Raw genomic sequence first — 26,570 nt, 5'->3', positions numbered from 1 at the left:
CCTGTCGAGCGCTCCCGTATCCCGGCAGCCACCCGGCCGCCGTCGTCGACAGCACATGGAATTACCCCAAAAGAAAGGCACTCCCATGACCTCGCCTATCACCACTCCGGTGGACAACCACCGCCCTGAGCCGCTCACCATCGCCGCCCGCCGGCTGGAGGATAAGGTCATCCTGATCACCGGCGCCAGCGCCGGAATCGGAGCGGCGTCCGCGCGCCGCTTTGCCGCCGAGGGCGCCACCGTCGTCGTTGGCGCACGCCGCACCCATAGGCTCGATGAACTGGTTGCCGAACTCACGGAGCAGGGCCACGACGCGCTGGCCGTTTCCCTGGATGTCACCGACGAAGCTTCCGTTGCCGAGGCGGTTCGCACCGCCGTCGACCGCTACGGCCGTCTCGACGGCGCCCTGAACAACGCCGGTCTCCCCGGCAGCGGCAGAGCGATCCCTGACATCGACGCCGCAGACTTCGATCGGGTCATGGCCGTCAACCTGCGCGGGGTATTTCTCAGCCTCAAGCACCAGATCCCTGCCCTCCTCGCGGTGGGCGGAGGCTCCATCGTCAATGTCAGTTCAGTTGGTGGCCTCGTCGGCGTCCCAAACATCGCCGAGTATGTCGCCAGCAAATGGGGTGTCATCGGCCTGACGAAGAGCGCTGCACTCGAAGTCGCCGGAGCAAACGTCCGCGTGAACGCAATCGCGCCCGGCTCCACCCGCACGGAGATGTTCGGCCAGTGGCTGCCCTCCGCGGAGGCCCAGGCCGAGGTCGCGGCCTGGGCGCCAATGAACCAGATCGCCCTGCCGAACGACATGGCCCGTGTCGCCCTGTTTCTGCTCAGTGACGAATCCCGATGGACCACCGGGACCGTGCTCGCCGCCGACGGCGGACAGCACGTCGGCTAACCTGCACCAGCAGGAGCCCCCAACCCCTCCGTCGGCGGCGAATCCGACCCGACAGACCGACTGGTCGGTTTGTCGGGTAGGGTGGAGGGATGGATACCCGGCTCAGAATTCTGCAGGCAGCACGTGAACTCGCTTTCGAGCGCGGGGTAATCCCGTCCCTTGATGCGGTAGCGGCGGCGGCCCGGGTCTCCAAAGGCGGCCTGATGCATCACTTCCGCTCCAGGGCAGCCCTTGTGGATGGCCTGGCACGTCAGGCTCTCGACGAGGTTGATGCTCTGATGGAGGCCGCGGCGGCGGAAGGCCGGGCCGCCGAGACCTGGCTGCGTCTATCGGTCCCCGGTCCGGATGAGGCAGCGCTGTACCGGGCGATGATGGTGGCATTCCGGGCAGTCGAGGCGGGAAACCAGGGAGTGATCGAGCTGGCCGGCGCCGCAACGTCCCGGTGGCAGGACCTTCTGGGCGCTGAGGTGGGCGATCCGACACAGGCCCTGATCATCCGGCTGGTTGGGGACGGTTTGCTGATGAACGCGGTGGTGGGCACGCCGGCCGGGAACGGCGATGCCCTGGTGGATGCCCTGTGCCGGTCCGCCACGGAGGGTACGTCATGAGTTTGGCGTTGATTGGCGGCATCGCGGCACTGGCCCTCCTTGATTCCTTCAACCCGGCAACGATTCTTGCGATCACCCTGATCCTCCTCAGCGTCCCGAAGAAACCGGTCCTGTCGGCGCTGGCTTTCGTGTCGGGTGCGATGATCACGGTCTTCGTCCTGGGAGCGGTGATCTTCCTCAGTGCGGGCGTGGCAGCCGAGGCCGTCGCCGGCGGCATCGGCTGGCTCCGGCGTATCGTTTTCCTGATCGCGGCCATCACGCTGGTCATTGTCGCATTCAGGCGGCTGAAAACGAGGGATCGCGCGGGCGCCGTGCTGCCGGACTGGTTCTCGGTAGGAACGGCGTTTCCGCTCGGTGTGATGATGACCGGGGCCGATCTCCCGAATGCGTTCCCTTACTTCATTGCCATCGAACGGATGATCAACGCCGGCGTCTCCTCCGGCAGCGGCCTGGTGGTTGTCATCGGGTACGCACTCGTGTACTGCCTGCCCTGCCTGCTGCTGTTACTGCTCGGAGTACTACATGGAGAAAGAATGCGCGGCTGGCTCCAGAAGGTATATGACCGGTTCTCCACCGGGACGGTGAAAAGGTCGGTTCCGACGGCGTTGCTGCTGCTGACGGCTGCCATCCCAGTTGCAGCCATCGCACTGTGGCCCTGAGCCGGCCGTGGACCTGCAGGGGCGGAGTGCTGGCGACGGCCAGGGAGAGGTACTACTCGGCGACCGCCGGGGGCGGGGGCCGGGCGCCGCCGTCGACGTTTACAGCGCCCCCCCCCCTCATGCCCGGCGGCGTCTGGACCAACCTCCAGCGGCACTGGGACCCTGCCGTTCTCGCCGCAACCAAAGTGCAGGTCCTGCCGGCGGGACTGCCCGTAAAAATCATGGAGCATGGGGCCGCCACCTCCGTACTCCTCGCCACCTCGGACGAAGTCGAGGGAATCGGCGGCCGGTATTTCGAAGACTGCAACGAGGCCCGGACAGTCCCCCAGATCACCGACGGCCTGCACGGGGTCCTGGACTATGCTTTGGACCCGGACGCCGCCCGGCGGCTGTGGGATGTCTCGGTGGAGTTACTGGACACAGCCCGGTCCGCGCGCTGAACTCAGCGAAACCGTCGCGGTCACAGCCAGCGCTCCGTCCGCATGGTGAGGGGCGAAAGGTTGAAGTATACGTATGCATGCCCAATAATTGCTGGATGAATGAAACCACTACGGGACCCCGCATGGAGTTCGCTTCGGCACATCAGATCATCGACGACGACGGCAATCTGGCCATGGAAGAGGTACGCCGTGCCCTGCGCATACCGTCGTTCAGTGATACCGGTGAGGGCATCGAAGCTGCCGCAGACTACTTTTTCACCTTGTTGGAGCGAGTTTGTCCGGACGCTGCGATCGTTCCCACGGCAGGGTACCCGGTGGTTTTGGGGACAGTCCGGTCCGCCCGCGTGTCGGCTCCCACACTAATCGTGTACGGCCTTTACGACGTGACCCCGACGATGGCACCTGAGTGGACGGTGGACCCTTTGGCGGCCGAGATCGTGGATGCCCGCGACCTTGGACTGCTGCCCCATCTGGGACCCGTGGTGGCGGGTAGGGGTGCGAACAACCACAAGGGCCCCGTTATCGCCGCCATTCTCGCGATCGAGGCCATGCAGCGGGCCGGAGTGGAATTACCGGTCAATCTGATCTTCGTGATCGAAGGCGAAGAGGAAATCGGCAGCCCGAGCCTGCCGGGGTTCGTAGAGAATCACCGGGAGCTGCTGCTCACCGCTGACGGGATCTGGCTGCCGTGCATGCAGCAGAATTCCGCGGGTCTCATGACAGTCCGCCGGGGGTTCAAGGGGTGCGTCTTTGCGCAGATCACGTGCCGCGGCGGGCAGTGGGGCGGACCAGCGGACGGGCGGCACATCTGGGCGGGGAATTCGGCGTGGATTGACGCGCCGATGATGCAGCTGGTGCGAGCCCTGGCCACCATGTACGACGACGAACAACGCGTCACCATTGACGGTGTCGGCTCTGTCGCGGAGGCGGCCTCGCTGCAGTTCGCCGACGACGTCGCCCGGGTATCGTCCGGTTTCCGCGAGAATCCCAGCTGGGCGGCAAACATGCTGGGCAACCTGCATGTTGAAAGGGCCCTGGCCGGGAAGGACATCGCGGATCATGTTGAAAATTACATGACCGGCGTCAACATGAACATCCAGGGCATCGCTGGCGGCTACCAGGGTCCGACGTTCTATACCTCGCTCCCCGGGGAAGCCAGCGCCCGCGTCGATTTCCGGTTTCCTCCCGGGTTGACTCCGGAGGAGTTCGTCCTGGCCCTGCGGGGGCATCTGGACCGGCGAGGTTTCGGGCACGTTGCGATTGAGATTCCGCGCGGTTATGCCGGGGCGCCGTCCATGCCGGACGACCGTGATGTCCTGCTGGATGCGGGGATCGTCACGGCCGCACGTTACGGGGTGGAGACGGCGGTGTGGCCGATCGCTAACAACTGCTGCCCTGCCTCGCTCTTCACGGCTTTGGGCAAGCAGATCCCGTTCAGTGTGGCTGGGCTCGGCCATGGCGACCGGGCCCATGCTGCGGATGAGTATTTCACGGTCGGGTCGGTGGAAAAGTTGATGCATTTCACGGTCGACTATCTTGGCGACTTTGCGGATTCCATGGCGCGGGCGGCCACGGCCGGCTAGAACTGGTCACAATATACGGAAGAGGGGTGACCCGGTAGAAACCGGGCCACCCCTGCGGCCGTAGTCAGGACTGGGCGGCCCAGCCAGCCAGGCAGTCATCGATGGCGGACTGAGCGTTCAGCACCACCATCGACGCTCCCTGCTGCCAGGCCCTGGACGCCTGGGCAGCGGTGGAGACGATCGCCATCACGGGGCATCCGGCTGCGGCCGAGGCCGCCCAGACCTGCAGCCGGGCGTCGTCCGCGAGGGCCGCGTCGTAGCCCAAGGCTGCGGCCAGGTCCGAAGGCCCCACAAAGATGACGTCGACGCCGGGGCGCTGCGCGATTACGCCGGCGTTTGATACCCCCTCGGCGTCCTCAATCATGGCCACGACGATTGTGTTGGCGGCTGCCTGCGCCGCGTGGTTTGCGGGGGATGTCTTACCCCATCGGCCGGCTGCGGTGTAGGTCGCGAAGCCGCGGTCCCCCGCCGGCGGGTAGTGGGCCATCCGCACCGCGGCCGACGCTTCCTCGGCTGTCCGGACGTGCGGCACGATGACACCTTCGGCGCCGGCATCGAGGACGCGCAGGGCAAGTGCCGCCTCGTCCTCCCCGATGCGCACCAGCGTGGGCAGCCCGGCTGCCCGCGCGGCGGTGATGTGTTCTGCGAGGTCCCTCTGATCCGCAGTCCCGTGTTCGGCGTCGAGGAAGATGAAATCGAACCCGTTGGTCCCGGCCATGTCTATCAGCATCGGTGCCGGCACGCGGACCAGCAGGCCGCGCAGACGGTCGCCCGCGGCGAGGCGTGTTTTGAGCGGATCCGGTGAGAGCGGGGAGCTCATCGGGCCACCATGCCCGCCGAGAGATCGATGTCGGCTGCGGTCATTCCCCGCATCTGCAGTATCGCTACCAGCGCCTGGCCGACCTCCTCTTCCTCGACCATGCGGCCCAAGGCCGCCCGGGAGACGAAGTCTGCCTCGGCCTGACCACAGGAGGTTCCTGTGCGCTCAGCCTCCAGCCGGAAGTTGCGTTCCATCCGTGGGCCCCGGACCGGGCCAGGTGAGAGGCTGTTGACCCGGATGTTATACGGGCCGGCCTCGGCAGCCAGGGTTGTGGTCAGTCCAATCACTGCCATCTTGGATGCGCAGTAGGGAGTCCGCCCAACCAGGGGCCGTTTCCCGCTCACCGATGCGATATTGATGATGTCGCCGCTGCGGGCTTTCATCATGGCGGGAAGAAAGGCCCGGCAGATCAGGTACACGCCGCGCACGTTGGTGGCGAACACCTCGTCCCAGTCGCCCGGATCAATGTCGACCAGATCCGACACGGGCCCGGGCACGCCCGCGTTGTTAACCAGAAGGGAAACGCATTCGTCCCTGAGCCTCAGTGCAAGCTGGTCGACCGACGACGGATCGGCCACGTCGCAGCTTTCCAGCCTGCAGTGGCCCTCGGTCAGTCCGAGTTCATCGCGGGACTGTGCGAGTTTGTGCAGGTTCCGGCCGACCATGATGACCCGGGCTCCGGCTTCGACCAGGTGCCCGGTCATGGCCCTGCCCAGGCCATTGCCGGCGCCGGTCACCAGGGCCGTGCGTCCTGCCAGCGGGAGGGTCATTGCTGCGCCGCCGCGGCAGGCCGGGAGGACCAGGGCAGGTCTGCGCCGGTGTACTTGCTCGCGCGGACGTCGCCCGAGCGGGCGTGGCCTTCGAAGGATTCGACCCGGCTGGCCCGGCCGCAGATCTCGCCCAGACGCGCCGACGTCGCTGCGTCTGTCACTTCCTGGTGTGTGACCGTCTTGAGGTATTTTCCGACCCAGAGGCCACCGGTGTAGCGGGCTGAGCCTTTGGTGGGAAGGACGTGGTTAGTGCCGATGACTTTGTCTCCGTAGGAAACGCAGGTGCCCTCGCCGAGGAACAGCGCGCCGTAATCGCGCATTTTGTCCAGGGCTTCGCGAGGTTCGCGGGTGAGGACTTCGACGTGTTCGGAAGCGAAAGTGTCGGCCAGGGCATAGGCCTCGTCGAGTGAGTCCACGACATGGATCTGGCCGTGGTCTCGCCAGGCCGGCTCGGCATAGTCCTTGGTAGGCATGCCCGGCAGGATCTGCCCGATATGCTCCAGGACCTGGGTGCCGAGCTCGGTGCTGGTGGTAATCAGCACGGCAGGGGAATCGGGGCCATGCTCCGCCTGGCTGAGCAGGTCCACGGCGACAATGAACGGGTCCGCGTATTCATCGGCGATGACCAGGATCTCGGTGGGACCGGCGAAAAGGTCGATGCCTACCTCGCCGAACAACTGGCGCTTGGCTTCTGCCACGAAGGCGTTGCCCGGGCCGGCAATGAGATTCACTTTGGGAATTTCTCCGGTACCAACGGCGAGCGCCGTCACGGCCTGCACTCCGCCAAGCAGGTATATCTCATCTGCGCCGGCCATGTGTGCGGCAGCAATGGTTGCTGCGGGGATCTTGCCGCGGATGGGAGGGGTGCACGCGGCCACCCGGGGCACGCCGGCGACTTTCGCGGTGATGATGGTCATGTGCGCTGAAGCGGTCAGGGGGTAGCGGCCACCGGGGATGTAGGCCCCTGCGGAGGCGACGGGGAGGTGCCGGTGGCCCAGCCGGACGCCGGGAAGCGTTTCGATCTCAATGTCCGTCATGGAGTCGCGCTGGGCCTGCGCGAAGCGGCGGACCTGCTCCTGGACGAACGTGATGTCATCGATCACCTGCCGGGGCAGGGTGGCAATGATCTCCTCGATCTGCTCATGAGTGAGCCGGAAGGATTCCGGGCTCCAGCCATCAAATTTCTCCGAGTATTCGCGGACGGCGGCGTCCCCGCGGGTACGGATATCGTCAATGATGGCCTCGACGGTGGTGCGGACTTCCGGTTTGCTGCTGCCGGTATGGCCGGCCGGGAGGGCTGATTTGAGTATTTGCGACATAGTATTCTCCGGGAAGGTTGGTGATCAGGCGGCGGTTGCTGGCTGGGGGAAGGCGACGCCCTGGTGGGCGAGGGCGAGTTCGTCATAGGCCAGCCACTGTGCCGTGACGCGGCCTCCAACGAGATGGTGGTGGCTGATGAGGCTGAACTCGACAGGGCCCCTGGGCCCGGTGCCGGCGATCCGCCACTGAGTGGCGACGCGCAGCGGCAGTTTGCCCGAAGCCGGCAGCGAGTACTGGTCGTCGACCTCCACGGAAAGGGGTCCGAGTGCGGCCCGCAGACCCAGGGCCCATTCCAGGACGGCACCGGCGCCGTCGCGCTGAACGTCCGGGGCGAAGGCGGTGACGCAATCGGCGGCGTAAAGCCCGGATTCGAGCCGGCCTTCCAAGACGCTGGTGAATGCCTGCCGGACCAGGTCTCCCTCCGCGGTGCGGGTGAACTCGAAGGACGGGCGCGTCACCCGGCGCGCCCCGGGATATTGGGTAGCCCGCACGGCGTCCTCGAGGGAGTAGCCCAGTTGACGGGCCTGGGCGAGCGGGTTGGCGCCCAGCCATTCCTCAACGATGACCTCGCCCCGGACGATGCAGTTGGCAATGGCCATGAATGTCACCGCTCCTCCGGTGGCGGGGCCGTACGCGGTGCCGCCAGTGTCGGTCCCGGTCCAGGTCCACCGCATGGAGGTCCGGTAGCCCGCCTCCTCGGAACCGGTCCAGATCGTGTCGTCGATGACGCCGTGGAAGTCCGGGTAGGTGCGCAGCCGCGCATGGGTGTTGGCGATGACGGTCTCGTCGCCCACCAGGTCGCCGGCGTCGAGGTGAATTGCCGTACTGGGCGAATAGTACCTACGAATGAGCTCCAGATCACGGTGCGGGAGGTTCCAGATGTCATAGGTGATGCGTTCGATGTAGTCGACGGGGCCGTCGAACCCGAATGCTCGGAGGCCGGGCGGAGAGGGCGTCATAAAGTTTTCCTTTGATACCAGAGATTGATGATGTTGGCCGTTGCTGCCGGATCCTCAAGGGTCATGAGATGACCGGCGCCGGTCATGACTTCAAGTTCGGCATGAGGCATGGCCGCGGCGATGTCCTGATGCATGTCCGGGCTGCACAGCCGGTCTGCGGATCCGGCGAGGACCAGTGTGCGTGCGCCGATCCTCGGCAGCTCCGGACGAAGGTCCCGCCTGCTTCCTTGGATGCCCAGCTGGTCTGCGAAGGCCCGCTGTCCGAGGCGCTCGGCCATGGTCTTTCCCGAGCGGAGCAGCGGACCCGTGCCGCGGTCCGGGGCGAACAGGGCGGGCGCGAGTTCACCTGCGATGTCAGTGAACGCGCCGGCCGAGTTGCGCCGGGCCATCACTTCCCAGGCCCGGATCTGTTCTGTCCTGGGACCCCGGGGGTTGGTCGAGATCAGGACCGCGGCATGGAAGGCTGCCGGGTCCTCCACGGCGGCAGCCATCACCACTATTGCACCCAGCGAAAGCCCGATGATCCCCACCGGCCCCTCCCGCGTCCGGGCAAGCTCGAGGAGAAACTCAGCCGCACCACCCAAGGTGGTGCCCTGGATTCGGGCGTCCACCGTGGTGCCGCCCAGGTCGAGAAATGGATCCATGGCGGTGAAGACTTCCGCGGTGCACAACATGCCCGGCACCCGGATCCACGTGCGGATCTGTTGTTCCGCAGGGCGCGGCGCCATAATTTGCCCGCTCAGTCGTCGATTGTGGAGTAGCGGACGACGTTCCATGCGGCGACGTAGCCGGCGGCGTCGGCGGCGTGGCCCTTGTCTTCGGCGTGCCGGATGGTTTCGGACGGCCATTCCAGGCGGACACGCCCGTCGCCGCTGTTCACCACCAGCATCTGCGCCTCGTCATCCAGGGCGGTGAAAGTCCGCCAGGCACCCGCCGGCACGGAAATCGTGTCGTAGGGATTGAGAACGGTCGCCACCTTGTGGTCCCCCTCGTTGAGGGTCACCAGCCAGGTGCCGCGGTAGCCCATCAGTACCTGACTATGGTCGTGGCGGTGCTGGAGGATGCCCTCGTCCTTGATCGCACGCAGCCACGCGAGGTTGAAATTGTGCGGGTAATGGATTGGCGGTACCTGGTCTCTGTCCTCGGTCATTCCGTATCCGATGACCGTCGCGAGCTCCGCCCCGCCGCCGGGCAGCTCATTGCACAGGAAGGGCTGGCTGCTCCACTTCAGATCGCGCTGGCGGACCACACGCTGCTGCATCTGCTCGGCTGTCCAGGTGCGCAACCGGTCGATCTCGGCCTGGGGCAGGGGCGGGACGACCTCCACGTTTTCCGGGACCGTGTCGCCGGCCACGGTATCAATCAGGTCGTTGTCCAGGGTGAGGAACAGGCCATGCTTTTCGGCCTCCTTCAGCACCGAGGGTCCCCAGATGATGCCTCCCGTGTTGTCGAAGCCCAGGGCCGTGAAGAGCCACCCGTGCGAACCGCCCACATTGGTGAATCCACGGAAGATCCAGGTAGGAACGCTGACGATATCGCCCTCTTCACAGATGAATTCGCCGTCGCTGCCGTCTGCGCCCCAACGCATCTTCCAGGTTCCGCTCCAGTTCAGGAAAACTTCGGCGGTGAAATGAAGGTGGAGGTTGTTCACCACTCCATCAGGCATGGCGGCAGCACCGATGTTGAAGCCGTGCGGTTCACGAAGGTTCACCACCTGTTGGGCGCTCTGGGTCACACCAGGTCCGATGATCGAGTAGTTCTCCTTGGCATCGCTGCCGGGCGTGCGGCAGTCGATGAAGGCCTGGTTGCAGCTGACGTAGTCACTGCGACGGATGGTCCGGCGCCTGAGCTCGTTCTCATCGACGACCTGGGTTGCGGTTTTCTGGTTAACGTTAACTTCCATGGGTCATGTATACGTATGTATCATATGCATGTCAAGGGTTGCGGGTGGCCCTGCGTGGTCTTATGTTCGCCCTTCGAGGGCGTGGGTGCCCCGCGGTACGGCGTGCACCGGGTGGACGCGATGTACGGGCCCGCCGGATACGACCCCCGTCAGCCTGTCCACCAGAAGGTTTGCTGCGTCCTGCGCCATTTGGGGCAGCGGGATGGAGACGGTGCTGAGATCGCAGATCGGCCAACCGGATGTCGGAACATCATCGATGCCGACCATGGCCACGTCCTCGGGGACCCGAAGGCCAAGGTCCCGGGCCGCGTTCAGGGCGCCGATGGCGACCGAGTCGCTGACGCAGACGACGGCCTTGGGCGGATCCTCCAGGGCCATCAGCCTGCGCATCCCCGCGTCGCCGGAATCATGGCCGAACCATCCGCGCACGACGTGGGATGAGCGCAGGGCGATGCCCGCATCCGCCAGCGCCTCACGGATCCCCGTTTCACGGTCGGTGCTGGTGGAGGCTTCGCCGGGACCGGCAATCAGCCCAATCTCGCGGTGGCCCGCCAACACGAGCATCCGGGCTGCCACCCGCCCAGCGCCTAGGTTGTCCGCCACCACACTGTCAGTGTCGACCATCCCACCGATGCGGTTCAGCATGACCGTCGGGATACCCCGTTGATTCAGTTCAAACGGCAGAGTCGACTCACGCCGCGTTGTCGTGAGGAGCACACCGTCCACGGAGCGGTCCAGCAGGGGCGAGTACCCGGCGCTGTCATCCTCGCGCTCGGCAAGTAGTACCATCCGGTAGCCGCGGGCGGCCAGCGCGTCGTGAATCGGCGGAACGATCAGCGGGTAGAGGGGGTTGCTGAGGTCGGCGACCATGGCCACCCGATGTGTGGCCTGCGTCGAAAGTGAGCGGCCCATCTGACTGGGGACGTAACTGAGGGCCTGGGCGGCTTCCGCAATGCGACGGCGGGTTTCGGCGGTGACCCTCGGGTCGCCCCGCAGTGCACGTGACACGGTCGGCTGCGACACTCCGGCTAGGCGGGCAACATCACGACTGGTGGCAACCATCGGGGTGCCTCACTTTCCGGTTCGGGCGGGTTGAGCGGATGCGCCGGCGTCAGGTCATCTCACGGTCCACCTATTGACAAGATGTTAGCTGTGCCACAGTGTATTACATACGTATTCATGCCCGCTAGGGGCACCAAACATGAGGTGACGCTTTGAACTTATCGCAAATCCTGGGTCAACGGCCCGTCATGCTCGCCGTCGCCGCCGTGACGGTGGCCTCACTCGCTGCCTGCGGTGCCGGCAGTCAGCTTCCCGGCGCGTCCGGGGCGAAAGGAACCTGCCTGGCCCCGGAGCCGGCCAGCCCCGCCACCGTCAACATCCTGGCCTACGGCGCCCCCGGAATGGATCCTTTCTCGAAGGCCATGACGAGCTCCTGCAACGGAGTCAAGAACCTCAAGGTCAACCATTCACCGGTGGACTTCTCGGCACAGCTGGAAAAGGCGCCACTCTCACTCTCCCAACCGGCGGACGGTGCCTCCTACGACATCGTCGAGGTCTACAACACCACCCTGGTCGAATATGCGGCCAAGGGCTGGCTGGCACCCCTGGACGATTGGGTCGCCAAGAATGGTGAGGCGTCCGGTGTCAACGATATCGACCCTGCACTGCTGGAGAAGATGAAGTACGACGGCCGCCTCTACGCGCTGCCCAACCAGCAGAACGTCCATATCCTGATGTACCGCAAGGACATTCTGGACGGGCTAGGCATCCAGGCGCCCAAGACCTACGGCGAACTGTATGAAGCGGCCGACAAGATCAAGGCCGCGGGCAAGTCCCAGACGCCCTTCGTCGCGTCGTTTAATGCGGACAGCGACATCTCCACCGCTTTCAACAACGCACTGACCAGCCAGGGCGGAGCGTGGGTCAATGGCGACGGACGGCCGACGCTGGCCAGCCCCGAGGGAGCAGCCGCGATCAATGACCTGCGGAAACTCAAGTCCTACATGTCCAGCGACGCCTTGACACTGAACAATGCAAAAGCCGTCGCTGCGCTGCAGAACGGGCAGGCCGCCATGGGCATCGTCTATGCCGGGAGGGGCGCGACCCTCATCGATCCGGCCTTGTCGAAGTTCGCCAAGGAATTCGCCTTCGCACCCGCCCCCGCGGCGAAGGCAGGAGGCAGGCCCGCCGCCCAGTGGACGCAGGACGGGTTTGCCATCGCCAAGAATTCCAAAGTTGGCTTCGAGACGCTCGCCGGAGTCATGGCGACCTCCGTCGGTGACGCAGCAATGACCAACGGGGCCCCGTTCGCCGTCATTTCCCGCACCAGCAAGCTCAACGATTCCGCACTGCAGGCCAAGGCCCCTTACTGGCAGGCCGCACTCGACACCCTGAAGGCCGGAGCCGAAACCCTGCCGCTGAAACCGTTCATGCCCACAATCCAGCAGAGCACCCGCACCTTCATCGTCGAGGCAGTCAACGGCACAGGGGATCCGATCGATGCACTCGGCAAAGCTGATGCAGCAGCCAATGCCGCTCTGAAGACCGCCGGGTACCTGAAGTAGCTTTCCGCGGCGAATCCGCCACAACAGATCTTAGGAGGTGGGTCCACTGAGACGACGCGAATTCTTCATCTTCGTCGGCCCCAGTATTTTGGTCATGACCTTGCTCATGGCCGGGCCCTTATTCATCACGGCGTTCGACAGCTTCAGGAAGGTCAGCTACGGCGACCCAGGACTGTTTGTCGGGTTCGGCAACTATGCGGCGACATTGGGCGACCAGCGGTTCTGGGCCGCAGCCGGATTCACGACCGTCTACACCGCAGCGATGACGGCGGGAAAGATCGTGGGAGGGTACGTTGTCGGCCTCATGCTCAACGCCGTCCGCGCCAAGGCACGGGCGTTCTTCCTCGGTCTGCTTCTTGTGCCCTATGTCGTGCCGACAGTGATCGGCGCCTTAGTCTTCTCCTGGTTGTTCAACAGCACGTTCGGCGGCTTCGTCAACGTCCTGCTGGCCCCCTTGGGTATCGCACCGGACTGGTTCACCGATCCGACCGCGGCGAAGTTCCTCCTCATTTTCCATAGCATCTGGCACGAGTCCGCGTTCGGTATCCTCGTCCTCGTCGCGGCCCTGCAGTCCGTTCCCCGCGAACGGATCGAGGCAGCCGCCATCGACGGTGCCGGCTGGTGGCAGACCCAGTGGCGCATCGTGATGCCCTCCATCAGGGGCTTCATAGGCTTCATCGCACTGATCTCGATCATGGACGGCTTCCGGGTCTTCGACAGCGTTCGGATGATCACCCCTGCCGCCTCGACCGTGGGCACGGAGTCCCTCATGACCTACGTCTACAACGTAGCGCTCGGCGAAACCCAGCAACTCGGACTTGCCAGCGCCATCAACGTCATCACGATCATCATCATCCTGATCTTCCTTGTCCCTTTCATACGCCAGACCTGGCGGGAGATGAAATCCGCGTGAGCACACCCAATAACGTCAGCGTCCTTAGCCCTGTTCCCCCTCGGGCACCCGTTCCCGGTGTCCAGAAACGGACGCCCCGGCGGAAGCTAGGGGTCACGAGCAACACCACCATTGGACGCCGGCCCCGGTGGCGGACAATCCTCGCGTACACCGGGCTGTCCCTGGCCTCGTTCGTGGCGGTGTTTCCCTTCTTTTGGGCCCTCCTGACCTCCATCAAGCCCTACACGGACGCGTTCGTTTCGCCGCCGGTCTGGACATTCACCCCCCAGATCACGGCTTATGAACAGTTGTGGTACGCCACTGAATTTGCGTCCTTCGGGGTGAACACCATCGTGGTAGCAGTGGTGACAGTCATCATTTCATTGGCCGTGGGCGCACCGGCGGCCTATGCACTCTCACGCTTTGACTCGCGGATCTCATTGTGGTTGCTGGTGCTCGCCCTTGTCTTCCGCTCACTGCCGCGCTTCGTGGTCGTCCTGCCCTTCTATTCCATCGCACAGGCCCTCAACATCTACGACACCCAGCTGATGCTGATCATCGCCCTGGTTGCGGTGAATCAGCCGTTCACGATTTGGCTGCTGCGGAACTTCTTTGCCGAGCTGCCACGGGAACTCGACGAGGCGGCCCAGATCGACGGCTGCAGCCGACTCGGGGCGTTCCGTCGCGTCATCATGCCCCTCGCCGGCCCTGGGCTGGTCACCGCAGGTATTTTCACCTTTCTGCTGGCCATCCAGGAATATCTGATTCCCGTCGTACTGACGCAACAGTATGCGACCACCCTGTCCGTCTTCATCGCATCTTTCGGGATCGCGGAAGACACCGCCCTGTACCAGTTAATCGCCGCAGCCAGCATCCTGCTGGCCCTCCCGATCATCGCCCTGGCCTTCTTTGCCCAGCGGTTCCTCGTCACTGGGCTCACCGGCGGTGCAATCAAGGGATAGGCATCCAGAGTGGTCCATCGCCTGGGACCGGCGCCCACCCGAGCGGGGACTCCTACGCTGTCGGCTGTACGCCCACCAAAGGAGAGCACGAATGAACAGGGAACCGTTCCGCCCGGCACTGGGAAGCACAAGACCGGGCACCCCGGTCGCTCACTGACAAGGAACGCCTACTTCAGCGGTGAAGCGAACCTGATGAGATACCCATCGGGGTCCTGGACCAGAAATTGGGAAACTCCGGCCTCTGTGTCGCCCGTTTGGTACCACTTGGTTTCCGGGGCCATGAAAAGCAGCCAGCCGGCCGCCGCCAGACGTTCCACCACGGGTGCTATCGTCGGCACGCCGACCTGGAAATTAACCCCGCGGCCCAGCGGACTCTCAAGGGAGCCAGGGATCCAGTTTCGTCCGACCCCGATCTGCTCCAGCATGACGTGCGCCGTTCTCGAGTGAAGATACGCAAACCCCTCCTCCGGCCGGTCGTAGAGAATCTCAAAACCGCAGAGTGTGACCCAAAAGTGCAGGCTCGTGACGAGATCGGTGACCAGGAGTTCCGGCACCAGGCCCGGAGCTAAGGGGGCTACTTTACCCGATGGGGATGTCATGTCACCATTATGGTGCCGTCCCATCCCGCGGACCGACCGTAGGCCATGCTTCAGGCTCCAGTTCGCTGCCGCCACGCTGAAAACAACAATTGCAGGGCCCGGGCACCCACAGAATCCCCCACGTCAGGCTAGAACAGTCCCCAGCCGTGCCCACGCCGACGGCGGCCACACCCCGGCGCCCCTTACTCCGGGAACCTAGTGGTCATTGTCGTTAGTTTGTGGGGGTCAGACGGAGCCCGGACCATTTCGCGCCGGGGGACATGCCCATTCTTCGCACCCGGGACTGGGCATAATGACACTATGTCCACCCGCTGGCTCCGGCGCGGGGCATGTCCCTTCGGGCCGGTTTCCAGTCCAGCGGGGCATGCCCATTCTTCGCACCCGGGACTGGGCATAATGGCACTATGTCCACCCGCTGGCCCCGGCGCGGGGCATGTCCCCGAGTTCGGCCACCGCGCCCATACCCCCGCGCCCAGACCCCCTACGAACTGACGAAATAGCCCGGAACTCGCGCTAGACCCGCGCCAGTCCGGCGACCTGGGCCAGCAATTCCACGGATCCCAGCCGCGCCCCGGTGCCGGTGCTCTGGTGCGCCACGATCAGCTCATCGGCGTCGGCGTGGGCGGTGAACGCGTCCAGGTACTCGAGGACAACGTCCGGGGTTCCGACAGCGGAATACTTCATCATCTGTGCCAGGTGCTGGCCCTGCGGCGAGTCCAGGATCATGTCCGCCTCGTCGTCGCTGAACACCGTGCCGTTTCCGAAGAACAGCGAGACGCGGGCCCGCTTGGTGGCCTGGAGCATCTCCTGCGCCTCGGACGCGGAGTCCGCCGCGATCACGTTGACGCCGGCGATCACATGTGGGGCGCCCAGCTGCGCGGAGGGCTTGAACTCCCGGCGGTAGATGGCGACGGCGTCCTGCAGCGCGTTCGGCGCGAAGTGCGAGGCGAAGGCGTAGGGCAGCCCCAGCTGCGCGGCCAGCCTGGCCCCGAACAGGGAGGAGCCCAGGATGTACAGCGGCACGTCCGTGCCCTTGCCCGGGGTGGCTTCGACGCCCTGGATGCGGGTGGGACCGGTCAGGTAGCCCTGGAGTTCCAGCACATCCTGCGGGAAGCTGTCCGAGGACATCGGATCGCGGCGCAGGGCCCGCAGGGTGTTCTGGTCACTGCCCGGCGCGCGTCCCAGGCCCAGGTCGATCCGTCCCGGGTGCAGGGTCTCGAGCGTACCGAACTGCTCGGCTATGGTCAGCGGTGAGTGGTTGGGCAGCATCACGCCGCCGGCACCGAGGCGGATGCTCTCCGTGTGGGCGGCGATGTGGGCAATCAGCACGCTAGTGGCTGAGGAAGCGATCGAGGACATGTTGTGGTGCTCGGCGTACCAGATCCGCCGGTAGCCCAGCTCCTCGGCGAGCTGGGCGATGGCCACGCTCCCCGCGAAACTCTCTGCCGCCGTCTGGCCCTTGCCGATGGTTGCCAGATCAAGGATGGAAAGCGGAACAGTCACGGAAAAAGCCGGCCTTTCGTTGCGGGGCAATGTCTCAGGGTCTAATGCAGTCCCAAGGTCCTAAGCAGTCTTAAGATCTTCAGGCGCACCGGTTTCCGGCACGCGCACACTGGGAACAACGACGGCGGTGCCCGGGATATTTCTGCGGAGCCGTTCTTGCGGAACTATTGCCGCGGGTGCCGCGTCACGTGCACGGGGAGTCGTAGTCCAGCCCGCCGGACACCCCGGTCCGGCAGGGGACCCGCCGGACCGGGCGCACCGGCTGGAATACTCAGCATGCTTGGGGAGTTGCCGCCCTTATGAGCCACGACAACCCACAACATCAGGAACCACCCGCCACCATCGGTCTCAAGAACCTGGGCACTGTGCAGCGGCTGGGCTTCGGCGCCATGCGCATTGTCGGAGACGGCATCTGGGGCGAGCCGGCGGACCGCAAGGCCGCGGTCGCCGTCGTGCGCCGCGCCGTCGAACTCGGCGTCGACTTCATTGACACCGCCGATTCCTACGGGCCGAACATCAGCGAGGAGATCCTCGCCGAGGCTCTGCACCCGTACAGGGAGGGCCTGCGGATCGCCACCAAGGTGGGCTTCGCCCGCACCGGGCCCGACGTCTGGGTCCCGCTGGGGCGCGCGGAATACCTCCGCCAGCAGACCGAGCTGAGCCTGCGCAAGCTCAAGGTGGACTCGCTGGACCTGCTGCAGCTGCACCGGATCGATCCCAAAGTGGATCCCGAGGAGCAATTCACCGTGCTCCGCGACCTGCAGAAGGAGGGCAAGGTCAAGGCTTTGGGACTGTCCCAGGTCAGCGTCGCCGAACTCGAGGAAGCCGGAAAGTACTTCACCGTATCCACGGTGCAGAACCGCTACAACCTCACCGACCGCAGCTCCGAGGACGTCCTTAGCTACGCCGAAGAAAACGGGATCGGCTTTATCCCCTGGGCCCCCATCTCCGCGGGAGAGCTGGCAGAGCCCGGCGGCCTGCTGGACGAGGCGGCCACGCGCCTCGGCGCCACCACCTCCCAGGTGGCCCTCGCCTGGCTGCTGCGCCGCTCCCCCGTCATGATGCCGATTCCCGGCACCGGCTCGGTCAAGCACCTCGAAGAAAACCTGGCTGCGGCCGGCGTCGTCCTCGATGACGCTACCTACGCCGACCTCGAAGCTGCACACTAAACCCTTTCCACCCACCCGCCGGCGCACGTGCGCCGGCAGAACAGGAGCACCCCATGGCTAACATTCTGATGGTCGTCTCGGCCGCCGATTCGCTTACCATGCGCGACGGCAGCGAACACCCCACCGGCTACTGGGCGGAGGAACTGGTGGTCTCCCACCAGACACTGCTCCACGCCGGGCACACCGTCCACCTCGCCACCCCGGGCGGCACGAAGCCCACGGTCGACCAGGTCAGCCTGGCCGCCGGATCCGCCGGCGGCCAGGACCGCGCCGATGGATTCCGGAAGTACCTCTCCGAGATCGACGCCGAACTGTCCGCACCCCTGGTGCTGGCCGACGTCGACCCCGCCGGCTACGATGCCGTCGTCCTGCCCGGCGGCCACGGCCCCATGTCCGACCTCTTCCAGGATGCCGATCTCGGCAAGCTCCTGAGCGCGGCGAACACAGCCGGCAAGATCATCGCCCCGTTCTGTCACGGCCCCGCAGCCCTGCTCAGTGCCACGGACGACGCCGGCGCGTTCGCGTTCGCGGGACGCCGCCTCACCGTCTTCACCGACGAGGAAGAACTCAACGGCGGCACCGGGCCCAACACACCGTGGTTCGTGGAGGACGTGCTAAAGGAGAAGGGTGCCATCGTGGAAAACAGCGCCGCCTGGAGCTCCCATATAGTGCGCGACGGCAACCTCATCAGCGGCCAGAACCCGCAGTCCAGCGAGGACGTCGCGAAGGAAGTCCTCAAGGCTCTCGCGGAATAACGACGGCGAGCCAACGCCGGCGGTGATCGCAGCCGGCGAATCGCGGTCAACTTAGCCGGGTCCGGCCTTGCCGGACCCGGCTAAGCTATCCGCATGGCAAGCAAATCCACAGCAGATAAAGTCGCCACCATCCAGAAGGGGTACACCCTCGAGGGCCCCACGATCGAACTGGGCGCCGCGATCATCGACGGCGAAATCCACAAGGACGCCCCCGTCAGGCTCCCGCTGGCGATGATGAACCGGCACGGCCTGGTGGCCGGCGCCACCGGCACCGGCAAAACCGTCACCCTGCACATGATGGCGGAGCAACTCTCCGCCGCCGGGGTGCCCGTATTCCTTGCGGACATCAAGGGCGACCTCTCCGGTCTGGCCACCGCCGCCACCGGCACCGAAAAACTCCTGGCCCGCACGGAAGGCATCGGCCAGGCCTGGGCGCCCAAGACGTTCCCAGTGGAGTTCCTGGCCCTCGGCGGCGACGGCAACGGCATTCCTGTCCGCGCCACCATCACCTCCTTTGGCCCCATCCTGCTGTCCCGCGTTATGGAGCTTAATGACACGCAGGAATCGAGCCTGCAGCTGGTCTTCCACTTCGCGGACAAAAACAGCCTCGAACTCATCGATCTGAAGGACCTCCGGGCTGTCATCCAGTTCCTCACCTCGGACGAGGGCAAGGACGAGCTCGAAGACCTGGGCGGGCTCTCCAAGGCCACCGCCGGCGTTATCCTCCGCGAACTGGTCACGCTCGAGGCGCAGGGCATGGAGAAGTTCTTCGGCGAACCCGAGTTCGACACCGCCGAGCTGCTGTGCACCGCCCCGGACGGCCGCGGCGTCATCAGCTGCCTGGAACTTCCGACGCTGCAGACCAAGCCAATGCTGTTCTCGACTTTCCTGATGTGGCTGCTCGCCGATCTGTTCGAAGAGCTCCCCGAGGCGGGCGACCTCGACAAGCCCAAGCTCGTGTTCTTCCTCGACGAGGCGCACCTGCTGTTCAACGGCGCCTCGAAGGCCTTCCTGGACGCGATCACCACCACCGTGCGGCTGATCCGGTCCAAGGGCGTCGGCATCTTTTTCGTCACCCAGACGCCCAGGGATGTTCCGGCCGAGGTCCTGGGGCAGCTCGCCAACCGGGTGCAGCACGCCCTGAGGGCCTACACGCCCGAGGACGCCAAGGCCCTTAAGGCGACCGTTTCCACCTTCCCGATCAACGATTACGACCTCGAGGAGACACTCACCTCCGCGGGTATCGGCGAGGCAGTCATCACGGTCATGAACGAAAAGGGCGCCCCGACCCCCGTCGCGTTGACCCGACTCCGCGCGCCGGAATCCGTGATGGGCCCGAGCAGCGACGCCCTGATTTCCAGCACCGTGGCCGGCTCCGCCCTGCTCGCCAAGTACGGCACAGCGGTAGACAATGTCTCCGCCTACGAGAAGATCAGCGGCAAGGCTGCAGCCGGCACCGGTGCGGCTGCTGCCCCGACCGCTCCGGGCAGCGCCGGGAACCACGACGACGTCGACGCCGAAGCCCGGCGGATCGAGGAGGAGATCCTGGGCCGCCCGAGCAGCCGGCCGGCGCCCGCGCCGGAGCGGGGACAGGAACGCGCTACCGAACGTCCGGCGCGGGGGCAGGACGCCGGTGGCGGAACAGACGGCGGCCTTGCCGGTGCCGTGGGCGGGGCTCTCGGCGGCGGACTCAGGAGCATGGCGCGTTCGCTCGGCACCCAGCTCGGCCGGGAACTGCTCCGCGGCGTCTTCGGCACTGCCCCCAGGCGACGCCGCCGCTAGCACGTCAGTGCGCGCCCGCTGTGCGCGTCACACGGGGCTGGCATGACACGGTGAGGTTCACCCCGCTCCTGAGCTACTGTCCCTGGCCCCGCGGGGGCCGGACCACGGGGGCCGGACCGGGCGTCACGGACCGGGCGTCACGGACCGGGCGTCACGCCAGGCAGGCTCTTGGCTCCGGCAGCTTCGCCGCAGCCCGTCAATCCGCGGATCGCGGCTCCGTGCGGTCCCAAAATACCGCCTACCGTGACGCGGGCCCGGATCCGCCAAGGCCGGCGAGGACAGCCAGAACCTCCGCCACCATCTGATCCGGCCTATGCACGACGTCGTCGTAGTAGTACCGGAGGACGGTAAAGCCCTGGGTTACGGACGCATTGTTTCGGCGCTGGTCCTTCTTCATTTGGGACCACTCACCATGATGACGTCCGTCCAGCTCTACGATGAGCCTGCCCTCCAACAGCAGATCCACGTATCCCACGCCGTCGATGTAAATCTGCGTCTCCACCCGGATTCCGGCCTGCCGGAAATAGGTCCTGGCGAGAGTCTCCAGCATGGATTCGGCTCCGCGGTCCACCCATTCGAGAACCTGACGGGCCCGGCCATTGCGCTTACCTGGGAGTCTCTGCCGCAGGAAATCTAGGGTTATATCGCCCCTGCCGACGGCGCAGTCCACCATGACCAGGGACTCCCGCCATGGCAGGCACCTCAGCGCATGAAGGAGCACGTCGCCGAGGGCTGCAACCGGCCGGTGCGGATGCGGTTCCAGGAGCAGGCCGCCGTGTCCTATCTCTCCGCCGGCGCCCTCGCCACGCCGGTGGTGGACATGACGGGGTCCTGCAGAGTCAACGGTCCAGAGCCGGTAGAAGGGCGCGGCGCTGAGACATGTGAGCAACTGCCGCCGCTGCAGCAGCGCCACATAGTTTGGGTCCGCCGTCGTAAGCGCATAAAGTCCACGGCCCGGCTGCAGGACTCCCGCTCTGACTGCCCGCCGGAGGGCGGCGTCGTCGATCCCCAGGCAGGCCAGCGCGGGCCTTCGGGCCGCGCCCCCGCAGATCTTCAAAGCCCTGAAGATATCCATGCGGCCATGGTCCCCCGGAATGGTGAATTCCGGCACCCGCGGACGGTTGGGTGTGGACAACTCGATGTCACGGAGCGCAGCTTTTTGAGTCCGCTCAGGCGGCTGAGCCGAACAGTTCCGCGGCGGCCGGGCCCGGTCCAAACCAAAAGGCTGCTGTCCGTGACGCGTGGTCACGGACAGCAGCCTCAACCAGCCAAAGGTGGCCGTTTAGTCCATTCCGCGCAGATCCAGTACCAGTTCGGTGTCGCCGTCGGCCTGCAGCAACACCGGGATGCCCCAGTCCTGCTGGTACAGGTGGCAGGCGGCGTGGTCCGGGATCTCGTCGTCCGTATCCTCAGGGCCGTCGCAGGCCGCGGCACGGGCGCTAATGTGCAGCACCCCCGCGGGGATGTCGGACGCCAGTTCCAGCGTGCGGACCAGGCCCACGGAGGTCCCGCCCCCGGAGACCAGCAGCTCCGCCGGAGTCGAGGAGATCTTCAGCTGGGTGGGATCCCCCCAGCGGTGGTCCAGTTTCTGCCCGGTCGGCGCGGTGAAGCGGACCTTCAGCTCCAGCAGCCCGGGGGCTACGGGGCTCTTGGGCCGGTGGGTCTGGGCCGCGCCCTCGTCCACTTGCTGGGCTTCCTTCGGGATGGGCACGTAGACCAGCTGGTGCTTGTTGGCCTCGACCACCACCAGCAGCGGCTCCGCGCCGGCAACGTGGGTGTGGTCCACAATCACGTCGGAGGGCTCGGACAGCCCGCGCGCGAGCGTGGAGACTGTATCAGAGACGGGGTCGTAGCGGCGGACGGCACCGTTGTAGGTGTCCGCGATCGCCACCGAACCGTCAGGAAGCACCGTCACACCGAGCGGGTGCTGCAGCCGGGCCTCGGCGGCGGGACCGTCGCGGAAACCAAAATCGAACAGGCCCTGGCCGACGGCCGACTCGACCGTGATGGCGCCGTCGTCCTCGATCACGAGCTTGCGCAGGGCCGAGGTCTCGGAGTCCGCCACCCAGATGTTGCCCTCCGCGTCCTCGGCGAGGCCGGAGGACTGGGCGAACCAGGCTTCCGCGGCCGGGCCGTCCAGCAGGCCCTCAAGGCCGTTGCCGGCAATGATGGACACCGCGCCGGACAGCGGGGCGAAGCTGAAGATCTGGTGCACGCCGGCCATCGCCACCACCACGGCGTTGAGCCGGGCGGACCAGACGACGTCCCACGGCGAGCTCAGCGAGACCTGCAGGGGGTCCGCTTCCAGCCGGGCACCGTAGGCGGCGCCCTCCTCGTCGACCCGTGCCGGGCCGGTCTCGAGGAGCCGCTGCACCCCGTTGCCAGCCAGGGTGCGGACGGATCCGTCGGCGAGGGAGAGCCCGCGGAGGCGGTGGTTCACGGTGTCGGCGATCACGACGTCGTAGCCGGCCTCGGCAGCGACATCTTCCGGGAGCAGTACCAGGCCCTGTGGTTCATTGAACCGCGCCGTCGCGGCGTTGCCGTCGGCATGGCCCTTGTCGCCCGAACCGTAGCTGGCCAGCACGGTCTGGAAATCGGTGGAGAGTTCCACGAGGCGGTGGTGGCCGGTGTCGGTGACCAGCCAGGATCCCGCCTCCGTGGCTTTTCCGGTCCCGCGGCCGGCCGGGAGGTACAGGGCCTTGCCCGGGAACCGCAGGGTGCCCGACGTCGGCTCCGGCGCCACATAGGGGCCGTCGCCGCGGTGCAGGGTGCCCTTCGCCTCGTGCTCGGCGATCAGTTCGGGGATCAGCACGGCGAGGCCGTCAGCGTGGCCTTCGCCGGAGAGGTGCGCCACGATGTAGCCCTCGGGATCGATGACCACCAGAGTGGGCCAGGCGCGTGCGGCATAGGCCTTCCAGGTGTCCAGTTCGGGATCGTCCAGGACCGGGTGGCGGATCTCGTAGCGTTCCACGGCTGCGGCCAGGGCCACCGGATCGGCCTCGTGCTCGAACTTGGGCGAGTGCACGCCGACCGTCACCAGGACGTCGGAGTATTGCTGCTCGAGCGGCCGGAGTTCGTCCAGGACGTGCAGGCAGTTGATGCAGCAGAAGGTCCAGAAGTCGAGCATCACGATCTTGCCGCGCAGGGATTCGAGGTCCAGGGACTTGCCGCCGGTGTTCAGCCAGTTGCGGCCCACGAGTTCGGAGGCCCGGACCCGGTGGTGGGTACGTACGGTTTCTGTCATCAGCGTCCTTCCAGCTTTGAATTGCGTTCGGCAAGCTTGGAGTCGCGCTCGGCCAGCTTGGCAAACATATCGTTGTAAGCAGTGAGATCGGCGTCGTTATTCCTGTCCGCCGCCCGGTCGGTGCGCTTGGACTCGCGCGCATCGGAGCGGGACCACATAACAGCGACGCCGATTGCCACCAGCAGGGTGGGCACCTCCCCGATGCCCCACGCCACCGCGCCGCCCAGCTGTTGGTCCAGCAGGGCGGAGGGACCCCAGGTCCGGCCGAGGTTGCCGAAGTAGTCCGCGGCCAGCAGTCCGGTGCCGCCCATGATCGCGACGCCGAAGAAGGCGTGGAAGCCCATCGTGGCCAGCAGGAGCAGCAGGCGCATAGGGTAGGGCGCGCGCCGGGGCAAGGGGTCGGTGCCGATCATGGTCAGCACGAAGATGTACCCGGTGAGGGCGAAGTGCAGGTTCATCAGCTCGTGGCCCACATGCTCGCGCATGGCGTAGCCGAAAGCGTCCGAGTAGTAGAACAGGACGATCGAGCCGGCAAAGTTGGCGGCGGCGAACAGCGGATGCGTCACGAGCTGGGAAAACTTCGAGTGGACGAAGATCAGCAGCCACTCGCGCGGCCCGCGGGAGCTGTCCCTTCGCGGCGTCAGCGCCCGCAAAGCCAGCGTCACAGGCGCACCGAGGACGAGGAAGATGGGGGCCACCATGGTCAGCGCCATGTGGTCCACCATGTGCGCCGAGAACAGCACCCGGCCGTAGACCGACGGCGGTCCTGAGGTTACGTACGTCAGGACAGCCAGTCCGATCACCCAGTTGACGGCACGGAACCACGACCAGGAGTCGCCGCGCTTGAGCACCTTCCGGAGGCCGAGGACGTACGTCACCAGTCCGAAGACCGCGACGGCGACCCAGAGCCAGTCGAGGCGCCACTCGGTGAGCCAGCGCTCCGGGGTGAGTTCCGGCGGAAGATCGTAGCCGGAGAGGATGAAGGCCGGCGTCGCGTCGGGAGCGAAGGTGGTGGGTTCCGGGGGCGCCGAACGGCCCAGCGCAACGGCGATTCCCGACGTCGCCCCCATCACCAGCAGTTCGACGACGACGAGCTGCCAGAGCACGCGCCGGGCGGACAGGCCGCCGCCTTGGCTCCCGAGCTGCGGGATGACCCAGCGGCGATGCATGAGCCCGATACCGCCCAGCACGAGGGTGGCGGTGGCCTTGGCCAGGATGAGCTGACCGTAGGCGGAGCCGAAGAGGTCGTCCCAGCCAGTGATGCGGATGGCGGAATTGATCACGCCGGAGGAGAAGACGAGGACGAAGGCGAATCCTGCCAGTGAAGAGAAGCGGCGGAGCGCAGGCTCGGTGATGTCCGCTTTGCCGACGGCCATGGTTCCGGTCAGGGCTCCGGAGAGCAGCGCCAGCATGATGATGCCGCCCACCCAGGCCGAGACGCCCACGAGGTGGAGGCCGAGTGAGTTGATGGCGCCTTCGTGATCATTGGAACTGGCGGAGTGGCCAATCAGTGCGGCCGGCACCAGCCCGATCAGGGACAGCACCAGGGTTGCCGCCAGGGCACCCCGGGAGCGGACGCCGAAGAGCGCGGTGGTAACGACGGCGGCGATGATAACCACCGCCAACCAGGCCCGGCCGGTCGCAATATCGGTCATGAAGTAGACCAGGGACCGGGTGAACTCGGGATCCCCCGAGACTCCCTGGCCCGCGATGTCCGAGTAGCTCAACACCAGCACGGCGATCGAGGAGAGGGTCCAGATGGCCCCGGCCGCTGCGGCCACGGCCAGGGCGCGGGTGAAGGCGGGATGCTCTGCTGCGTCCCTGTCTTTGTCCTTGGACCGCGAGCTTGCGAGGCTCCGTGGCAGGATGCCGACGGCGAAGAGCAGCCCCCCGATCACGGTGGCCAGGGAGACGTTGTGGACGGCTTTGCTGATGGGAAGCCCCCAGCGAACCAGGGCGCCGGGGTCTGAGACCTGGCGGGCCGCCGCGGCCCCGGAGAACAGCAGCGCCGCTGTGAGGCCCACAAACAGTGCTACGACGCCGGCCAGCTGCCAGGTCCGCGAGATCCCGGCGGCAGCAGGGCCTCGCGCTCCCCCGGCGGGGGCTGGCGGGGCGGCTGTGGCACGGGGATTTGCTGCGGAAGGCACATGTCCATTGTCCGCTACGTCTGCGTTCGCACCGAATCGGCGAAGTCAACCGCACACTGCGTTGGATACACGCACACTGCGGTAAATGCAAAAGGAGCGGCAACCCTAGGGTTGCCGCTCCTTTGACGCGTTGGAAGAAGACTACTTCTTCTTAGCGACTGCAGCCTTCAGCTTGGAGCCGGCGGTCAGCTTGACGCTGTGGCCGGCGGCGATCTGGATGGTCTCGCCCGTCTGCGGGTTGCGGCCGGTGCGGGCTGCACGGTCGGTGCGCTCAACTGCGAGCCAGCCCGGGATGGTGATCTTTTCGCCCGCGGCGACAGAGGTCTCGAAAACCTCGAACAGTGCATCCAGCACGGAGTTGACGGCTGCCTGGCTGGTGCCGGCCTTGCCTGCTACCTCTGCAACAAGTTCACTACGGTTCTTAGCCATTTATGTCCTCCTGGACGCTCATGATTTCTGGAGCCTGCACACGGCATGCGCACAAGCCACTGTTCGAAAACTTACCAGCTTGGCGCCGTGGAGGTGGCAAATTCCGCGTGTTTTCGGCCTTTTCCGGGGAAAATCACGGGAATCGGGGCCTTTAGAGGCGATATTTCGCCGACAGCGGACGGCACCGAAGCGCCGCTGGCGGCCGTCTGCCCTGCTTCCCGGGCCCCCTGCCACAACCCTCCCTGAGGTTCCGCGGCGTGCTGGGCGATCCTCCCCCACCTCCCGCTGGGTTCAAGGTGACGTTCCTTCAGGTTCCGCCCCCTCCAGGACAGCCCTCCCTCAGCTCCCGCTGGGTTCAAGGTGACGCTCTTCACGTCCTACACGTACTTTTGGCGGCGTCCGGTGGTGGTGGGGGCCGACGGCGGGTGGTGCGGGGTGGCGGGGGTGGGTTCCGGTGTGCGGGTTGGGGGTTAAATGACTCAGGCCCCGACTGTCGTTGTCGGGGCCTGAGGTGTAAATAGTGTCCGGCGGTGACCTACTCTCCCACACCCTCCCGGG

Annotated in this window: 24 protein-coding genes; 11 read left to right on the top strand and 13 right to left on the bottom strand. The window is 66.0% G+C overall.

All coding sequences use genetic code 11. The features are described 5' to 3' along the window. The first annotated feature begins 85 nt into the window (after positions 1–85). The 5 genes from RCH07_RS09595 (at position 86) to RCH07_RS09575 (ending at position 4,191) form a co-directional block, all read left to right on the top strand. Entirely contained in the window at positions 86–901 is an 816-nt protein-coding gene (locus tag RCH07_RS09595; RefSeq protein ID WP_326967241.1) for an SDR family NAD(P)-dependent oxidoreductase, read from the top strand. Positions 902–990: 89 nt separating this feature from the next. Beyond that, positions 991–1,509, top strand: coding sequence for a TetR/AcrR family transcriptional regulator (locus RCH07_RS09590; RefSeq protein WP_326967240.1), 519 nt, complete (start codon positions 991–993; stop codon positions 1,507–1,509). Beyond that, complete coding sequence (locus RCH07_RS09585) at positions 1,506–2,168, top strand: GAP family protein (protein ID WP_326967239.1); 663 nt, start codon at positions 1,506–1,508, stop codon at positions 2,166–2,168. Before RCH07_RS09590 ends, RCH07_RS09585 begins: the two co-directional genes overlap by 4 nt. A 119-nt stretch (positions 2,169–2,287) precedes the next feature. Next, complete coding sequence (locus RCH07_RS09580; RefSeq protein ID WP_326967238.1) at positions 2,288–2,608, top strand: hypothetical protein; 321 nt, start codon at positions 2,288–2,290, stop codon at positions 2,606–2,608. Between the two features lie 95 nt (positions 2,609–2,703). Further along, positions 2,704–4,191 (top strand): M20/M25/M40 family metallo-hydrolase, encoded by a 1,488-nt coding sequence (locus tag RCH07_RS09575; RefSeq protein ID WP_326967237.1) that lies wholly within the window; start codon positions 2,704–2,706, stop codon positions 4,189–4,191. Between the two features lie 64 nt (positions 4,192–4,255). On the opposite strand, the gene RCH07_RS09570 is transcribed toward RCH07_RS09575, so the two are convergent. From RCH07_RS09570 to RCH07_RS09540, 7 genes are read right to left on the bottom strand one after another with little or no spacing between them, the layout of a single operon-like run. Next, on the bottom strand, positions 4,256–5,011 hold the full coding sequence (locus RCH07_RS09570; RefSeq protein ID WP_326967236.1) for an HpcH/HpaI aldolase family protein: 756 nt from the start codon (positions 5,009–5,011) through the stop codon (positions 4,256–4,258). Continuing rightward, positions 5,008–5,781, bottom strand: coding sequence for an SDR family NAD(P)-dependent oxidoreductase (locus RCH07_RS09565; protein WP_326967235.1), 774 nt, complete (start codon positions 5,779–5,781; stop codon positions 5,008–5,010). The genes RCH07_RS09570 and RCH07_RS09565 overlap by 4 nt, the downstream gene beginning before the upstream one ends. Next, on the bottom strand, positions 5,778–7,100 hold the full coding sequence (gene hisD / locus RCH07_RS09560) for a histidinol dehydrogenase (protein WP_326967234.1): 1,323 nt from the start codon (positions 7,098–7,100) through the stop codon (positions 5,778–5,780). The genes RCH07_RS09565 and hisD overlap by 4 nt, the downstream gene beginning before the upstream one ends. A gap of 24 nt (positions 7,101–7,124) precedes the next feature. Further along, entirely contained in the window at positions 7,125–8,060 is a 936-nt protein-coding gene (locus tag RCH07_RS09555) for an ester cyclase (RefSeq protein ID WP_326967233.1), read from the bottom strand. Next, a complete protein-coding gene (locus tag RCH07_RS09550) occupies positions 8,057–8,788 on the bottom strand; it encodes an alpha/beta fold hydrolase (protein ID WP_326967232.1) in 732 nt (243 codons plus the stop codon). The genes RCH07_RS09555 and RCH07_RS09550 overlap by 4 nt, the downstream gene beginning before the upstream one ends. A gap of 11 nt (positions 8,789–8,799) precedes the next feature. Then, positions 8,800–9,963: a hypothetical protein gene (locus RCH07_RS09545; RefSeq protein WP_326967231.1), complete on the bottom strand. Its 1,164-nt coding sequence runs from the start codon at positions 9,961–9,963 to the stop codon at positions 8,800–8,802. Between the two features lie 60 nt (positions 9,964–10,023). After that, positions 10,024–11,025 (bottom strand): LacI family DNA-binding transcriptional regulator, encoded by a 1,002-nt coding sequence (locus RCH07_RS09540; RefSeq protein ID WP_326967230.1) that lies wholly within the window; start codon positions 11,023–11,025, stop codon positions 10,024–10,026. A 152-nt stretch (positions 11,026–11,177) separates the two neighbouring features. On the opposite strand from RCH07_RS09540, the gene RCH07_RS09535 reads away from it, so the two are divergent. From RCH07_RS09535 to RCH07_RS09525, 3 genes are all read left to right on the top strand, one after another. Next, a complete protein-coding gene (locus RCH07_RS09535) occupies positions 11,178–12,530 on the top strand; it encodes an ABC transporter substrate-binding protein (protein ID WP_326967229.1) in 1,353 nt (450 codons plus the stop codon). Positions 12,531–12,624: 94 nt separating this feature from the next. Beyond that, positions 12,625–13,443: a carbohydrate ABC transporter permease gene (locus RCH07_RS09530; protein WP_326967228.1), complete on the top strand. Its 819-nt coding sequence runs from the start codon at positions 12,625–12,627 to the stop codon at positions 13,441–13,443. Then, the gene (locus RCH07_RS09525) at positions 13,440–14,384 is read left to right on the top strand and encodes a carbohydrate ABC transporter permease (protein WP_326967227.1); all 945 of its coding nucleotides are present in this window, start codon (positions 13,440–13,442) and stop codon (positions 14,382–14,384) included. The genes RCH07_RS09530 and RCH07_RS09525 overlap by 4 nt, the downstream gene beginning before the upstream one ends. Positions 14,385–14,551: 167 nt before the next feature. On the opposite strand, the gene RCH07_RS09520 is transcribed toward RCH07_RS09525, so the two are convergent. After that, a complete protein-coding gene (locus RCH07_RS09520; RefSeq protein ID WP_326967226.1) occupies positions 14,552–14,983 on the bottom strand; it encodes a bleomycin resistance protein in 432 nt (143 codons plus the stop codon). Between the two features lie 513 nt (positions 14,984–15,496). Beyond that, complete coding sequence (locus RCH07_RS09515; RefSeq protein WP_326967225.1) at positions 15,497–16,486, bottom strand: LLM class flavin-dependent oxidoreductase; 990 nt, start codon at positions 16,484–16,486, stop codon at positions 15,497–15,499. Positions 16,487–16,785: 299 nt separating this feature from the next. Here RCH07_RS09515 and RCH07_RS09510 point away from each other — a divergent pair, with 299 nt between their 5' ends. The 3 genes from RCH07_RS09510 to RCH07_RS09500 all read left to right on the top strand — a co-directional run bounded on the left by RCH07_RS09510 (position 16,786) and on the right by RCH07_RS09500 (position 20,192). After that, complete coding sequence (locus RCH07_RS09510) at positions 16,786–17,655, top strand: aldo/keto reductase (protein ID WP_326967224.1); 870 nt, start codon at positions 16,786–16,788, stop codon at positions 17,653–17,655. A gap of 53 nt (positions 17,656–17,708) precedes the next feature. Continuing rightward, positions 17,709–18,410, top strand: coding sequence for a type 1 glutamine amidotransferase domain-containing protein (locus tag RCH07_RS09505; protein ID WP_326967223.1), 702 nt, complete (start codon positions 17,709–17,711; stop codon positions 18,408–18,410). A 93-nt stretch (positions 18,411–18,503) separates the two neighbouring features. Beyond that, positions 18,504–20,192 carry a helicase HerA-like domain-containing protein gene (locus tag RCH07_RS09500; protein ID WP_326967222.1) on the top strand — a complete coding sequence of 563 codons (1,689 nt, stop codon included), beginning with the start codon at positions 18,504–18,506 and terminating at the stop codon, positions 20,190–20,192. A gap of 238 nt (positions 20,193–20,430) precedes the next feature. Here RCH07_RS09500 and RCH07_RS09495 read toward each other — a convergent pair whose 3' ends face one another. From RCH07_RS09495 to RCH07_RS09480, 4 genes are all read right to left on the bottom strand, one after another. Continuing rightward, the gene (locus RCH07_RS09495) at positions 20,431–21,267 is read right to left on the bottom strand and encodes an endonuclease domain-containing protein (protein ID WP_326967221.1); all 837 of its coding nucleotides are present in this window, start codon (positions 21,265–21,267) and stop codon (positions 20,431–20,433) included. 207 nt (positions 21,268–21,474) lie between these two features. Next, entirely contained in the window at positions 21,475–23,436 is a 1,962-nt protein-coding gene (locus RCH07_RS09490; protein ID WP_326967220.1) for an NHL domain-containing thioredoxin family protein, read from the bottom strand. Beyond that, positions 23,436–25,583: a cytochrome c oxidase assembly protein gene (locus tag RCH07_RS09485; RefSeq protein ID WP_442784799.1), complete on the bottom strand. Its 2,148-nt coding sequence runs from the start codon at positions 25,581–25,583 to the stop codon at positions 23,436–23,438. Before RCH07_RS09485 ends, RCH07_RS09490 begins: the two co-directional genes overlap by 1 nt. A 141-nt stretch (positions 25,584–25,724) precedes the next feature. Continuing rightward, positions 25,725–26,012 (bottom strand): HU family DNA-binding protein, encoded by a 288-nt coding sequence (locus RCH07_RS09480; RefSeq protein ID WP_011776355.1) that lies wholly within the window; start codon positions 26,010–26,012, stop codon positions 25,725–25,727. Positions 26,013–26,570: the final 558 nt, after the last annotated feature.

Origin of the sequence: Arthrobacter sp. CG_A4 (assembly GCF_035985125.1) — a bacterium.
Lineage (GTDB): Bacteria > Actinomycetota > Actinomycetes > Actinomycetales > Micrococcaceae > Arthrobacter.
This window is presented reverse-complemented; position numbering and strand designations above follow the sequence as displayed.

Bases quoted from the DNA above. Each gene is read 5' to 3' on its own strand.
- RCH07_RS09570 (WP_326967236.1), bottom strand. From the start codon at position 5,011: ATGAGCTCCCCGCTCTCACCGGATCCGCTCAAAACACGCCTCGCCGCG.
- RCH07_RS09505 (WP_326967223.1), top strand. From the start codon at position 17,709: ATGGCTAACATTCTGATGGTCGTCTCGGCCGCCGATTCGCTTACCATG.
- RCH07_RS09585 (WP_326967239.1), top strand. From the start codon at position 1,506: ATGAGTTTGGCGTTGATTGGCGGCATCGCGGCACTGGCCCTCCTTGAT.
- RCH07_RS09490 (WP_326967220.1), bottom strand. From the start codon at position 23,436: ATGACAGAAACCGTACGTACCCACCACCGGGTCCGGGCCTCCGAACTC.
- RCH07_RS09575 (WP_326967237.1), top strand. From the start codon at position 2,704: ATGAATGAAACCACTACGGGACCCCGCATGGAGTTCGCTTCGGCACAT.
- RCH07_RS09555 (WP_326967233.1), bottom strand. From the start codon at position 8,060: ATGACGCCCTCTCCGCCCGGCCTCCGAGCATTCGGGTTCGACGGCCCC.
- RCH07_RS09495 (WP_326967221.1), bottom strand. From the start codon at position 21,267: ATGGATATCTTCAGGGCTTTGAAGATCTGCGGGGGCGCGGCCCGAAGG.
- RCH07_RS09595 (WP_326967241.1), top strand. From the start codon at position 86: ATGACCTCGCCTATCACCACTCCGGTGGACAACCACCGCCCTGAGCCG.
- RCH07_RS09520 (WP_326967226.1), bottom strand. From the start codon at position 14,983: ATGACATCCCCATCGGGTAAAGTAGCCCCCTTAGCTCCGGGCCTGGTG.
- RCH07_RS09540 (WP_326967230.1), bottom strand. From the start codon at position 11,025: ATGGTTGCCACCAGTCGTGATGTTGCCCGCCTAGCCGGAGTGTCGCAG.
- hisD (WP_326967234.1), bottom strand. From the start codon at position 7,100: ATGTCGCAAATACTCAAATCAGCCCTCCCGGCCGGCCATACCGGCAGC.
- RCH07_RS09500 (WP_326967222.1), top strand. From the start codon at position 18,504: ATGGCAAGCAAATCCACAGCAGATAAAGTCGCCACCATCCAGAAGGGG.
- RCH07_RS09510 (WP_326967224.1), top strand. From the start codon at position 16,786: ATGAGCCACGACAACCCACAACATCAGGAACCACCCGCCACCATCGGT.
- RCH07_RS09545 (WP_326967231.1), bottom strand. From the start codon at position 9,963: ATGGAAGTTAACGTTAACCAGAAAACCGCAACCCAGGTCGTCGATGAG.
- RCH07_RS09590 (WP_326967240.1), top strand. From the start codon at position 991: ATGGATACCCGGCTCAGAATTCTGCAGGCAGCACGTGAACTCGCTTTC.
- RCH07_RS09565 (WP_326967235.1), bottom strand. From the start codon at position 5,781: ATGACCCTCCCGCTGGCAGGACGCACGGCCCTGGTGACCGGCGCCGGC.
- RCH07_RS09530 (WP_326967228.1), top strand. From the start codon at position 12,625: ATGACCTTGCTCATGGCCGGGCCCTTATTCATCACGGCGTTCGACAGC.
- RCH07_RS09580 (WP_326967238.1), top strand. From the start codon at position 2,288: ATGCCCGGCGGCGTCTGGACCAACCTCCAGCGGCACTGGGACCCTGCC.
- RCH07_RS09480 (WP_011776355.1), bottom strand. From the start codon at position 26,012: ATGGCTAAGAACCGTAGTGAACTTGTTGCAGAGGTAGCAGGCAAGGCC.
- RCH07_RS09550 (WP_326967232.1), bottom strand. From the start codon at position 8,788: ATGGCGCCGCGCCCTGCGGAACAACAGATCCGCACGTGGATCCGGGTG.